11 protein-coding genes and 1 tRNA gene are annotated in these 12,144 nt (G+C 69.0%); 4 read left to right on the forward strand and 8 right to left on the reverse strand.

What is annotated here, in order from left to right:
- The first annotated feature begins 54 nt into the window (after positions 1-54).
- Complete coding sequence (locus ACMGFI_RS15425) at positions 55-618, forward strand: NUDIX hydrolase (RefSeq protein WP_436910713.1); 564 nt, start codon at positions 55-57, stop codon at positions 616-618.
- Between the two features lie 25 nt (positions 619-643).
- On the opposite strand, the gene ACMGFI_RS15430 is transcribed toward ACMGFI_RS15425, so the two are convergent.
- The 4 genes from ACMGFI_RS15430 to pyrB form a co-directional block, all read right to left on the reverse strand.
- Positions 644-1,471 carry an alpha-amylase family protein gene (locus tag ACMGFI_RS15430; RefSeq protein ID WP_436910714.1) on the reverse strand — a complete coding sequence of 276 codons (828 nt, stop codon included), beginning with the start codon at positions 1,469-1,471 and terminating at the stop codon, positions 644-646.
- 292 nt (positions 1,472-1,763) lie between these two features.
- Entirely contained in the window at positions 1,764-2,606 is an 843-nt protein-coding gene (locus ACMGFI_RS15435; RefSeq protein WP_436910715.1) for a manganese catalase family protein, read from the reverse strand.
- 106 nt (positions 2,607-2,712) lie between these two features.
- A complete protein-coding gene (gene pyrI, locus ACMGFI_RS15440) occupies positions 2,713-3,174 on the reverse strand; it encodes an aspartate carbamoyltransferase regulatory subunit (RefSeq protein WP_436910716.1) in 462 nt (153 codons plus the stop codon).
- Positions 3,171-4,085: an aspartate carbamoyltransferase gene (gene pyrB / locus ACMGFI_RS15445; protein WP_436910717.1), complete on the reverse strand. Its 915-nt coding sequence runs from the start codon at positions 4,083-4,085 to the stop codon at positions 3,171-3,173. The genes pyrI and pyrB overlap by 4 nt, the downstream gene beginning before the upstream one ends.
- 92 nt (positions 4,086-4,177) lie before the next feature.
- On the opposite strand from pyrB, the gene ACMGFI_RS15450 reads away from it, so the two are divergent.
- Together ACMGFI_RS15450 and ACMGFI_RS15455 are read left to right on the forward strand one after the other, a co-directional pair.
- Positions 4,178-4,828: a MinD/ParA family ATP-binding protein gene (locus ACMGFI_RS15450; protein WP_436910718.1), complete on the forward strand. Its 651-nt coding sequence runs from the start codon at positions 4,178-4,180 to the stop codon at positions 4,826-4,828.
- Between the two features lie 28 nt (positions 4,829-4,856).
- Entirely contained in the window at positions 4,857-5,486 is a 630-nt protein-coding gene (locus tag ACMGFI_RS15455; protein WP_436910719.1) for an RAD55 family ATPase, read from the forward strand.
- Positions 5,487-5,736: 250 nt separating this feature from the next.
- Here the strand turns inward: ACMGFI_RS15455 and ACMGFI_RS15460 are convergent.
- The 4 genes from ACMGFI_RS15460 to ACMGFI_RS15475 form a co-directional block, all read right to left on the reverse strand.
- Positions 5,737-5,811 (reverse strand) — tRNA-Glu (locus tag ACMGFI_RS15460).
- Between the two features lie 171 nt (positions 5,812-5,982).
- The gene (locus ACMGFI_RS15465) at positions 5,983-6,567 is read right to left on the reverse strand and encodes a helix-turn-helix transcriptional regulator (protein WP_436910720.1); all 585 of its coding nucleotides are present in this window, start codon (positions 6,565-6,567) and stop codon (positions 5,983-5,985) included.
- A gap of 83 nt (positions 6,568-6,650) precedes the next feature.
- Positions 6,651-7,703 (reverse strand): DUF7973 family transport facilitator, encoded by a 1,053-nt coding sequence (locus ACMGFI_RS15470; RefSeq protein WP_436910721.1) that lies wholly within the window; start codon positions 7,701-7,703, stop codon positions 6,651-6,653.
- 152 nt (positions 7,704-7,855) lie between these two features.
- Positions 7,856-11,005, reverse strand: coding sequence for an oligosaccharyl transferase, archaeosortase A system-associated (locus ACMGFI_RS15475; RefSeq protein ID WP_436910722.1), 3,150 nt, complete (start codon positions 11,003-11,005; stop codon positions 7,856-7,858).
- Positions 11,006-11,184: 179 nt separating this feature from the next.
- Between ACMGFI_RS15475 and aglG the strand changes: the two genes are divergently transcribed.
- Positions 11,185-12,114: a glucosyl-dolichyl phosphate glucuronosyltransferase gene (gene aglG, locus ACMGFI_RS15480; protein ID WP_436910723.1), complete on the forward strand. Its 930-nt coding sequence runs from the start codon at positions 11,185-11,187 to the stop codon at positions 12,112-12,114.
- Positions 12,115-12,144: the final 30 nt, after the last annotated feature.

A 12,144-nucleotide genomic window follows, 5' to 3' on the forward strand; every position in this document is an offset into this window, starting at 1 on the left:
CCCTCTCCGGCGGAGGCGTTTGCCGAGGCGAGTACACCCGCCGGCACCGATGCGATGACGGCCGTCGACAACCTTTGGTTCCTCGCCACCGAGGCCCGCCAGGAGGCCGAACAGGTGTACCACCGCTTCGCCGAGGAGTACGACGACTTCGTCGAGTTCAGGACCACCCGGACCGTCTCCCGCGGCCGCTTCCGGACGGTCGCCGAGCGCATCGAGGCCCAGGGGCTCCCCTACGGTGCTCACACGCTCGCCTACCGCCCCTCTGGAGAGCTATTGCTCGTCAAACAGGACGCCATCGACACCTGGGTCCTCCCGGGGGGCGAGGTCGAACCCGACGAGTCCGTCCGCGAGGGCGCCCGCCGGGAACTCGGCGAGGAGGCCGGGATCGACGTAGACTACGACGGTCTCGGGATCCTCGGCGAGGTCCGCTTCCGGGGCGACGGCCACGAGACGTGGGGCGTCCTCCCCATCTTCGAGGGAGAGGCGAAATCGACGGAGCTGGAAGTCCACGACCCCGACGGCGAGATCACCGACGCTCGCTGGTTCGACGAGTTGCCCGAAAACACCAGAGACAGAGCCGTCCTGCGGGAGTGGCGCCGGGAGCGGTTCAGGGAGTGAGAGTCGGCCACGCGGGCGCTATCCGTCACTCGGGACCGAACTGCTCGCCGTCGCGGGCGTCGGCACGCATCCGGCGGACCGTCGCGCGGGCGTTGCTGGCGTCGTAGCCGAACAGCACCGACTCGGCGTACTCCTCGGCCACCTCCGTCGCGTGGACGAGGTCGTCGATGTCCACGTTGACGGCGTACAGTTCGATCGAGAACGGCGAGTCGAGCTCGTCGACGAACCCCTTTGCGAGGACCTCCAGCCAGTAGGTCGTCGAGTAGGCCATGTCGTACAGCGGGACGACGAACTCGTCGACGTACTCGGCCAGCGCCTCGACATCGAGCCCCGCGCGGTCGTAGATGTGCCCCGGGTAGGGGTCGGGGTAGAGCGTGAGATACAGGTCGCCGGGCACCCGCTCGCGGGCCTCGGCGACGAAGTCGGTAATGACCGATGCCCGCCAGGCGCGCCAGTCGTCGAAGTCGCTGGCCGCGAAGGTCTCCTCGCAGCGGTCGCAGTGGCAGTACTCCTCGCGGGGAAAGCCCACGTCGTCGAGGCGCACGTCCGCGTTCGCTTCGGCGGCGTCCTCGATTATCTCAAGCAACCCCTCGCGGTAGCGCTCGTGGGTGGGACAGACGTACGCCCAGTCGAAGTAGGGGCGCTCCCGGGTCGCCTGTTCGCCCTCGTCGCTTTCGGGGACCAGGTCGGGGTTGTCGGCGGCGGCCTTGTTGTCTCCGAAACAGGATATCATGTTGACGCCATTGTCGACGGGCTCGGCCGCGCGGCCGGTCACGTCCTTGACCTCGTAGAAGGCGCGGTCGAACTCCGCCCACTCCAGCTCGGGCTCGTTGCGCGTGACGACGCCGTACATATCCGATGGTCGTGAGCGGGCGGTGTAAGTCGTTCGAAAAGGCGGTCGGAGAGCGATGCCTCGGCGGTCCCTGGCGCGGTCTAGCTTCCTACTCGCCGAGGGCCGTCTTGTAGACGACGGCGACGGCGACCAGGGCGACCAGCACGAGCAGTGTTTTCTTCGACATCGAACGAATGTTCGTGGCAGCCAGTTAAAGTGTTTCTGGTGCGAAGTGAGCGGAGGTGCGGTCGGCGGGCACTCGCGGCGTCGCCCGCTCAGTCATCGGTCCCTCACTCAGTCGCCGGCCGCCCGCTCAGTCGTCGTCGCTCGCCACTTCGTTGTGGGTGTCGGGGTCAGCTGCGGCGATGTCCCGCATCGCGCCCTCCATGTCGCCCTCCCAGATGAACGAGAAGTCCTCCTTGCCGTCCACCGAGGGACCCTGCGTCCACGGCGCCTCGTACTCCTCGCCGTCGCGCGTGGTGGACATAAAGGAGTAGTCGAACTCGTCGGGCATCTCGTCTTCCGGGAAGGTGTTGGGGATCGGCAGGTGGTCGAACGGGTCCTCGGGGTCGCCCAGCGAGTGCAGCGCCTTCAGCCACTGGTTCTGGTGCATCGCGTCGCGGGCCACCAGGTACGACAGCATGTCCTTCATCCCCGGGTCGTCGGTCATCTCCCAGAGCCGCGCCGCGAGCAGCCGCCCGGTCGACTCGGCCATGACGTTGGCGTACATGTCCGCCGCGAGGTTGCCGCTCGCGACCACGTAGCTGGCGTTGAACGGGTTGCCGTTCGCGTCGACCGGCATCGCGTTCATCCCCGCCGAGAGGTACTGGCGGGGCATCATGCCCGACATCGCCGCGTTGACCGCGCCGTCCGAACTCATCTCCTCGCGCAGTTCGGTGGGCGCGCCTTCGAGGTTCTTCGCGACCGCGGTCGCGAGCATCTCGATGTGGCCGATCTCCTCGACGGCCGTCTCCATCAGGAGCTTGCGGTACTCGGCGTGTTCGTCCGGGACGCCGAACGCCTGGAACATGTACTGCAGGCAGACGCGCATCTCGCCCTCGACGCCGCCGATGGCCTCCTGGAGCATCTTCGCGAACGCCGGGTCCGGCTGTTCGACTTCGACTGGGTACTGGAGTTTGTCGTCGTGGTAGAACACTGGAACGCCTCCACCGGCCACTCGGAGGGGCTGTCAATAGGTCGACTCCCGTCGATGGCAAGCAGGAGCGAATCGCTCGCACCGGCTCTGAAGTGTCGAAACTCGGTCAGGCCACGTCGATCTGCTCGGCGATGGAGTCGCGGACGATGGTGTCGCAGTAGGTGCAGCGGATGCCGTCGTCGAGCACGTCGAAGCGGGACTCGACGGGCTCGTCCTCGGTCGTGATGCAGTGGCGGTTCGGACAGGAGAGGACGCCGACGACCTCCTCGGGGCGCTCGACGCGGTGTTTCTCGACCACGTCGAACTCGCGGACGATGTTGATCGTCGCCGCGGGCGCGATCAGCGAGAGCACGTCGACCTCGTCCTGGCTCAGCTCGCGGCCCTCGACCTTGACGATGTCCTTGCTGCCGAGGCGGTCGCTGGGCACGCGCATCCCGACGCTGACCGTCTCGCCGCTGTCGGCGTCGATGCCGAGGATGGCGAGCACGTTCAGCGCCTGGCCGGCGGTGATGTGGTCGACGACGGTGCCGTTGCGGATCTTCGAGACGCGGAGTTCGCGGTCGCTCATTCGTCACCTCCGAGCAGCAGGTCCAGCAACGCCATCCTGACGGGGACGCCGTTGTGGGCCTGCTGGAAGTAGTGGGCGTAGTCGGTGTCGTCGATCTCGTGGGCGATCTCGTCGACGCGGGGCAGCGGGTGCATGACCGTCAGGTCGTCGCGGGCCGCCTCCAGCGTCTCGGTGTCGATCTGGTACTCGCCGGCGACCGCCCGGTACTCGCTCTCGTCGGGGAACCGCTCGGCCTGGATCCGCGTGACGTACAGCACGTCGAGTTCGGAGAGCACCGCGTCCAGTTCCGTGTGCTCGCGGATCGACGCCCCCTCCTCGTGGAGGTCGTAGCGGACGCTCCGGGGGAGTTTGAGGCTCTCCGGGCTGACGAAGTGCTGGTCGGCGTCGAAGTTCGTCAGCGCGTGGGCCAGCGAGTGGACCGTCCGGCCGTACTTCAGGTCGCCCATGATCCCGATCGTCAGGTCGTCGAAGCCCGCCGACTCGCGGATCGTGTAGAGGTCCAGCAGGGTCTGGGTGGGGTGCTGGCCGGCGCCGTCGCCGGCGTTGATCAGCGGCACGTCGACGAACTCGCTGGCCATCTGGGCCGACCCCTCGCTGGGGTGGCGGAGGACGAGCGCGTCGGCGTACCCCTCGACCACCCGGACCGTGTCCGCGAGGCTCTCGCCCTTCTTGACGCTGGAGGACTCGACGGTGCCCATGTCCACCACGTCGCCGCCCAGCCGCTTTATCGCCGCGGTGAAGCTCATCTTCGTCCGCGTGCTCGGCTCGAAGAAACAGAGCCCGAGCAGGGCGTTCCCGTGGCGGTCGGCGAACGACTCGGGGTCGGCGGCCACCTCCGCCGCCCGGTCGAGCACCGCCTCGATGTCCGCCCGCGAGAGCTGTTTCGCACTGGTAATGTGGTCGTGACGCATCGAGTAGAGTCGGGCCCTCGATTGTCTTGAAACTCCCGACACGGGGTCGAACGTCCGTAGGTTCAAGTGCGAGAGCGGGCCCACCGCGGCCCATGCTCGCGATCGCAGGGGGAAAGGGTGGCTGCGGCAAGACGACGACGGCGCTGGGCCTGGCTGCGGCGCTCGCCCGCGACGGCGAACGGCCGCTCGTCGTCGACGCCGACTGCGATATGCCGAACCTCCACACGATGGCCGACACGGACCGCTCGCCGGGCGTCGACGCCGTGGCGAAGGGCGACTCGATCGCCGCGGTGACCCACCGGAGCACTGTCGTCCCGGGCGTCGACGTGCTCCCGGCCGGAAGCGCGTCGGGACCGCTGGACAGGACGGCGTTCCGTCGGCTCGGCCGCGCTCGCGGGCGGGTGATCCTCGACTGCCCCGCGGGCGCGACGGACGCGGCCGCCGCACCGCTGCGCCACGCCGACGCGGCACTCGTCGTCTCGACGGCCGAGCCGGCGAGCCTCGACGACGCCGCGAAGACCGCGCGGATGGCCGAGACGCTGGACGCGCGCGTCCTCGGGAGCGTGCTCACCCGGGCCGACGAGTCGCCGGCGGCGGCAACCGGTTCGGAGGGGGAACTCGCTCTCGCACCCGAGCCCGTGCTGGCGACGGTTCCCGAGATAGCGGGTGACGTGCTGGGCGACCGAGTCGGACGCGCGTCGTACGATCGGCTCGCAACGGCGCTCGAGAGGCGGAATGTTTAATCAGATGGGATCGTAATGGACCGGTAGCATGGTCAACCGGCTCAACACGGGCATCGACGTCCTCGACCGGAAGCTCGGGGGCGGGATCCCGGAGGGGAGCATCGTCGCTCTCAGCGCCCAGCCGGCCAGCCAGGCGGAGCTGTTTCTCTACGAGCTGACCGCGACCCGCGGCACGCTGTACCTCTCGCTGGACCGGACCGCCCAGTCGGTCACCGCCAGCATCGAGCAGTCGCCCGCCACCACCGGCGACCCCACGGTCCGCCACATCTCGGGGGAGGCCCCGCTGGACAACGCCAGCAAACTCGTCTCCGCGCTCCCGGAGACCTCCAACCTCATCGTCGACCCGCTCGACGTGCTCGAGGCCCAGGAGCCGCCGTCGCGGTACCGCTCCTTTATGAACGACCTGCAGAACCACATCGTCAACACGGGCAGCCTCGCCATCGTCCACTGCCTCGACGGCCGCAGCGTCCCGCCCCTGCGGGACACCACCGAGCACTTCGCCGACGTGATCTTCGAGCTGAAGACGACGACCGACGCCGACGAGGTCGAGAACCGCCTCGCGATCCCCAAGTTCCGCGGCGGCCGCGCCCCCACCGACATCATCAAGCTCGACCTCGTCGAGCAGGTCTCCATCGACACCTCCCGCGACATCGCCTGACTGTACGGGTCGGACGCTCCGGTTCGTCCTCCGTTGGGACCGTCGACACGCCGTCACCGGACGCGACTGGAGCTACCTCGATTCGGTGCTCGCGTTCGAATTCGACGAGATGACGGAAGCGAACGGTGTCGAAACGGCCGACGGCATCCGTCACGAGCGCGTGCTACTCCTGTTGGGCGCCTCGTCGGAGTGACCCCGTCCCGACTGACGCGAAGAGACGCCACTGGAAGGAGAGTAGCGAAGGAAGGGATGCTCCGTCAGGGATTCGAACCCTGGTCCTTGCCGTGAGAGGGCAAGATGATTGGCCGGACTACACCAACGGAGCGCACACGCCCTCTGTGTGTACCAGTTCGTAGCGAGGATACGGGTTTAACGGTTGCGCTTCGCGGCCGTATCGGGACGCCGTCGCACACTCATACGGATTATTGCAAGTCATTCCGGGATCGACCGCACGTAGTCGTGCGGTCGACCCGGTAAACGCTTGCAATAATCCGTATCACTCCTCGTCGAACGGGGAGCCGGCGGCCTCGGGTTCGTTGCCGCTGAGGCTGATGATGTTCTCCCGGCCGACGCGGAGTTTGCTGATCTCCTCCTCGTCCTCCATCTCGGAGAGCAACATACTGACCTTGGACTTCGACCAGCCGGTCTCGTCGACGATGCGGGCCTGTTTCATCCGCCCCTCGTTGGACTCGAGGATGTCGACGATCAGTTCCCGGTCGGTCCTGCCGGCGGGTTCGTCGGGCTCGACCTCCGTCCCCGCCCCCGGCCGGTCTGTTTCGGGCGGTCGCTCGGTGGTTTCCGGTCCGTCGGGTTCCGCGGCGGACCCGCTCTTCGACGGTTCGCTCTCCGACCGGAGCGACGGGAGTCCGGAGTGCCAGGCGGCGACGCCGCCGAGACCGAGGGCGACGAGGACGACCGCGGCGACCATCATCCCCCCGATGTCGCCGGACGCCGACTGCAGGAGGCCGACCGACGGCTCGCCGGCGACCGGGAACGACGGCGACTCTCGCGCCCCGGTCTCCGTCGCGGGCCCGGCCGCCAGTACTCCCCCGACCGCGTCACCGACCAGCCACTGCTGCATCTATCCTAACATGCCGAGGTCAGTATAAAAACGCTGTGAATACGCGGCTTTCCGTTCCGCCGATCGCCGGACGCGAACGGACCTCAGGCGAGCCCGACGGTGGGGACGGCGGCCTGCTGGAAGACGCCCGCGACGTCGAGGACTGCGACGAGCAGAGTGGTGACGACGATGGCCACGGACGGGGGATCGAGGTGGGTGTCGGCGTGGGCGTACAGCACCCGCTGGGCGAGTTCCCCGACCAGTCCCGCGAGGGCGCCGAAGGCGCCGCCAGCGAGGACCGCGACCGTCGGTCCGGCCGCCGGGAGCGCGAGCGCGGCGATCCCGGCGGGCAGTGCCATGTGGTGGGTGACGGGGAACCGCTCGACGCCGGCGGTCAGGAACAGCAGCCCGGCGGCGGCGATCCCGAACGCGAGGAAGTAGCTGCCCGTCGCGACGGCGAGGAAGCCGGCGAAGATACCGACGAGGAGGCCCAGCAGCGTGACCGACAGCCACTCGGACTGGTAGGGGAGCCACGGCTCGACGACGTACCGGCCCGCGAGCGACCGCGCGCCGTCGCCGTCGGCGGCCATCCGCCGGTCGCCGTCCTCGTACGGCGACATGTCGAGCAGGTCGGTGTCGAGCCGGCCGAGGAGCGGGTAGCCGAAGACGGCGCGGTGCAACAGTGCGGAGACGACGACGCTGGCGGCGACGGGGTCCCAGGGCAGTCCCAGCCGGAGCGACAGCTGTGCGAGCCAGTAGCCGAGGACGCCGAAGACGCCGCCGATGAGGAGCGCGCCGGGGCGCGGCCCGAGCGGCGCCGCGAGGTGCTTGGCCTCGTGGTACGGAAAGTCGGTGTCGAGGTGGCCCTTCCGGCCGGCGTAGGCCGCCGCTGCCGCGCCGCCGGCGAACGCGACGTGCGGCCCGAGGACCGGCCCGTAGCCGACCAGCCCCGCGACCCCCGCCGTCGCGAGGTCCGGCGAGTCGGCGACCAGCGAGGAGCCGCCCGCGCCGGTCGTGACGCGCGCGATCTCGCCGACCGTGACGACGAGTCCGGCGAGCCCGTAGGCCGCGTAGCCGCCGACCGCCGCGCCGACCGCGCCGCCGGCGAACGCCACGAGCAGTACGTCGAGCGCGAGCAGGCCGCCGTCAACCGCCATCGGCACCACCCGCAGGCGCGTTCGGCCGACGCCGTCCGTCGGGTCGACCCCGCTGTCGTGTCATAGGGGACGGAAGTCGGAGCCGGTAGTTAGTAGTGACGGATGCCCCGCGCCGGCGGGGGACATCGCGCGGAGAAAACGGTCGTCCGCGGTCAGTCGCGGTTCGTCAGGCCGACGACCGAGAGCAGTCCGCCGCCGAGCAACGCGAACAGCGTCGCGGGCGCGGGATCGACCAGCGCCGACCCGCTCGAACCGTTGGCGGTGCCGTCGGAGTCGGTCGCAGTCCCCGCGTCGGTGGCGGTCACCGCGTCCGTGGCGGTCGCGGTCGGCGTGGCCGTCGTCCCGTCGTTCGGTGTCGAATCGCCGTCCGTCCCGTTCGTCGTCCCGTCGCTGGCGGTACCGTTGCCGGCCGTGCCGTCGGTGGCGGTACCGTTCGATGTCACGTTCTGGTTGATCTGGAGCGGCTGCGCCTGTCCCTTCTCGAGGGTGATCGTCGACGCGGACTCGTTCTCGCCGATGACCTGGCCCTCGGTCACGTCGACCGTGCCGCCGTAGCGGAACGTGTGGGTCCCGTTGGAGGTCATCTCCGTGCTGAGTCGGTAGGAGGTGTTCGCGCGGACGCTCGGTTCGGTGTACCCCTCCTCGGTGCCCCACTCGTCGTAGCCGGTCGTGGAGTAGGGGACCGTCATCGTGAACGTCCCGTCCTCGCCGGTCTGGGCCCGCTGGCGGTAGACGAACGTGGAGTCCGTCGAGGGGACCTCCATCTGGACGGCGGCGTTGACCGTCGTGTTCGCGGGCCCCTCGCCCTCGATGGTCCCGCCGGGGACGCGCTCGAAGGCCTTCACCCAGTTCGAACTGGGCGGCTGGAGCGCGCCGAGCACGCCCGGCTGGCGCAGCGAGGTCTGGAAGGCGCCGCCGGCGGTCTTCCGGAGCCCGAGCTGGTACCGGAACGACTCCGTGGACGTGGTGTTGCTACCCTGGACCATCCGGTAGTGTTCGAGCGCCGGCACCCGTTCCTCGGGGTAGTTCCCGAACCCGCCGATCTGGGAGGTCGGGTCGCTCTCGACGTACTCGCGGGCTTGCTCCATCGAGCCGAACCGGCGGGTCCCGTTGCTCACCGGGACCTGCTGGTCGCCCACGTCCTCGATCGTCCAGTCGAGGACGATCGGGGCCGGATCGGTGGCGCTCCCGTGGAACCGGTACAGCCGGACGGCCGTGGAGTTGTAGTACGGCTGCTGGTGGCGGTTGAAGAGGCGGTACTGGACCCCGGTCTGCTGGTTGGTCTGGAAGTACAGCCCCCGGTAGTAGTCGGTCCGGGAGATGTTGCCGTCGGAGTAGAACGAGAACGGCGCGAAGTACTTCCCGCCGAGCCTGATCGGGCCGGCGCCGGCGCGCTGGTAGGAGGTCGCGGTCTCGACCATCTTCCAGTCGACCGTGACGAACCGGCTCTTCGCGTCGTCCTCGCTGAGGTCGGTCATGACCTCGTTGGCGTGCGATTCGTTGGTCGACAGCAGGAAGTTCGCGGCCTGGTTGGCCCCCTGCTGGAACGGGTTGGCGATCGGCATCTGTTCGCCCATCACCGTGATCCAGTGGCCGTAGTCCCACCACGAGAGCGTCCCGTAGTACCCCTCGGGGTAGTCGAAGTCGTCGGTGCGTTCGAAGGTGCCGTAGTAGGGGACCGCGTCGGCGTTGTCGGCGCCGCCGTAGGTGCCCTGGGCGGGCGCGTTCGTCTCCATCCAGCCGAGCGTCTCGTTCCAGGCCGGCTGGGCCTGGCCCGGGCCCTGCGGCGCGGAGGTCATCTGCATCGCGAGCGGCGTCGGGTACAGCAGCGGGGCGAACACCACCAGGACGACGGCGGCTATCGTCAACACCTGGTAGGTCTCGATCTCCGTGTCGGGCGTCGTCAGCCCGGAGAACCGCGCGAGTTCCCCGAGGACCATCGCGCCCATCGTCGCGACGGCGACGGCGAAGTAGTAGTCGAAGCGGCGCTGGGTGAGCGTCGCGAACAGGAGGAACACCGTCCAGACGGCGACGAGCGTCAGCTCGGCGCGGGGCCGGTCGTAGAACTGCCGGACGGCGACGTAGGCGACGCCGAGCAGCGCGATGAACACCGTGAAGCCGTAGCGGGGGAACAGCTGACCGAACGGCAGCGACTGCGCTTCACCGACGGTCTGGGCCGTGTCGGAGTTCTCCAGCCCGACGACGCGGGTGAGCTGGGTGACGAAGAAGCTCCAGAGGTCGGGCAGCAGGACCATGACCGCACCGGCCAGGACGACGAGGATGCCGACGACCGCGAGGGGGTACTGGTAGTTGGGCAGGTCCCGTCCGTCCCACTCGCGGGCGAGCCACGCGAGGAAGACACAGCCCGCGGCGACGGCGAACGCGAGCATCGGCTGGACCAGGCTGTAACTCGTCGCGCTGATGCCGGTGTTCTCCAGAACCGCGAAGCTCAACACGCCGGCGGTCGAGAGCGTCAGCGCCCCGGCGATGGCGACGTGTTCGGGGCTCTCGCCGTGGACGTACTCCGAGCAGATCTCGATGAGGAAGAAGGTACCGAGGATACCGACGAGGAAGACGCCCGGCGCCCAGGTCCACAGATAGACGGCGATGGCGGCGCCGGCGACCAGCGACCAGCCGACGGGGCGGCGCAGGGCGTCGACGTCGCGGGCCTGGAACAGTTCCCAGACGGGTTTCTCCTGCTCGGCGACGGAGACGGCGACCATCGTCGCGAGGACGGCGGTCGTCATGAACAGCGCCTCGGCGACGTGGTGGTCGTAGAAGCCGACGGTCCCGCGCTGGGCGAACGTGCTCCCGGCGAGCGCGAGGACGGCGACGGCGAACACGCCGGCGAACTTCCCGGCGAGGCGCTTCGCGAGGAAGTACGTGGGGATCGCCACCAGCGTGCCGAAGACGGCCGGGGCGAAGAGGACCACCAGGCGGACGGTGTGGTCGCTCGGGTTCCCGAGGCCGACCACCAGCGCGGCCGTCGCGACCAGCTGGTCCATCACGGTGCCGAACTGGCTGGAGTGGGTGCCGACGGGGAACCGGGTCCACGGGTCGAACGGGCTCGTCATCGGCCAGTTCTGGACCGTGTACTTGACCATCCGGTAGTGGTACCACGGGTCGTTCCCGCTGAAATACACCGTCCCGTCTACCAGGAACGCTTTCCAGTCGCGGACGCGACTCCACAGCATGAACCCGAGGAGGGCGACCATCGCCGGGATGTGGTAGTACTCACCCACCACGTCGGCGAGATCACCGGGTTCGTCGATGTTTTCGATCTGACCACGCCACTGACTCATTGACGGAACCAGTTCCATCGCGCGCATAAGCCTTGTCATCTCACGGTAAACCCGACTCGCCGGGGCCCACGGATCGGGCCGCAGTACTGCGATTTCGGCCGCGACGGGTCGGCCCGAACTCGGACGGTCGGGGGACGGCAGACGGAAAGCATATTCCGGCCCCCGGTCGATGGGCGGGTATGCGCGTCTCCGTCGTGCTCTGCGAGCACACGATGGACCGCTACGACGCGGTCACCGAGGCCGCTCGCAGCGTCCTCGACCAGACTTACGAGGACGTGGAACTCGTCTTCGTCAGCGACGGCAACCCCGAGGTCTACGAGCGGTTCGAGGCCGACTTCGGCGGCCGGGAGAACGTCGTCACCCGCTGCAACGACGAGAACCGCGGCCTGCTCGTCAGCCGCAACAACGGCGCCGAGGCCGCCAGCGGCGACGTGGTCGCGTTCATCGACGACGACGCCGTCGCCCACCCCGAGTGGATCGAGCGGCTCGTCGACGCCTACGAGACCCACGACGCCGTCGCCGCCGGCGGCCGGATGGACCCCATCTGGGTCGACGGCGAGGCCCGCTTTCTCCCCGAGGAGTTCTACTTCCTGATCGGCGCCACCTACCGCGGGTTCGGCGAGGGCCGCGAGACCCCCGCCGAGGTCCGCAACACCAACGGCTCGAACATCTCCTTCCGCCGGGAGGTGTTCCTCGACCTGGGCGGCTTCGACGACGAGATCGGCGGCCGCAAGGGCGACAAGAACCTCCAGGGCGGCGAGACGGAGGTCTGCGCCCGGATGCGCGAGGAGTGCGGACGGGGCGTCCGCTACGTCCCAGACGCGACGGTCGGCCACAAGGTGTTCGCCTACCGCACCGAGCCGAAGTGGCTGCTCGACCGGGCGTTCTGGCAGGGCTACTCCAAGCGCGGGATGCAGCAGTTCGTCCCCGGATCGGCCGAGGAGGAGAGCGACTTCCTCGGGAAGATCCTCGGCGAGTTCGTCCCGGGCCGGCTCCGGGACCTGATTCGCGACCCCGACGCGACCGCCGCGAAACAGCTCGCCTGGCTCCTCTTGCTGACCGGCGTCGTCGGCCTGGGGTATCTCTACGGGATCGTCAAGTGGGGATGACCAGCGTTAAGCGCCCGCCGGGGCCACCCC

Source organism: Halosimplex marinum, assembly GCF_051414075.1.
GTDB lineage: Archaea > Halobacteriota > Halobacteria > Halobacteriales > Haloarculaceae > Halosimplex > Halosimplex marinum.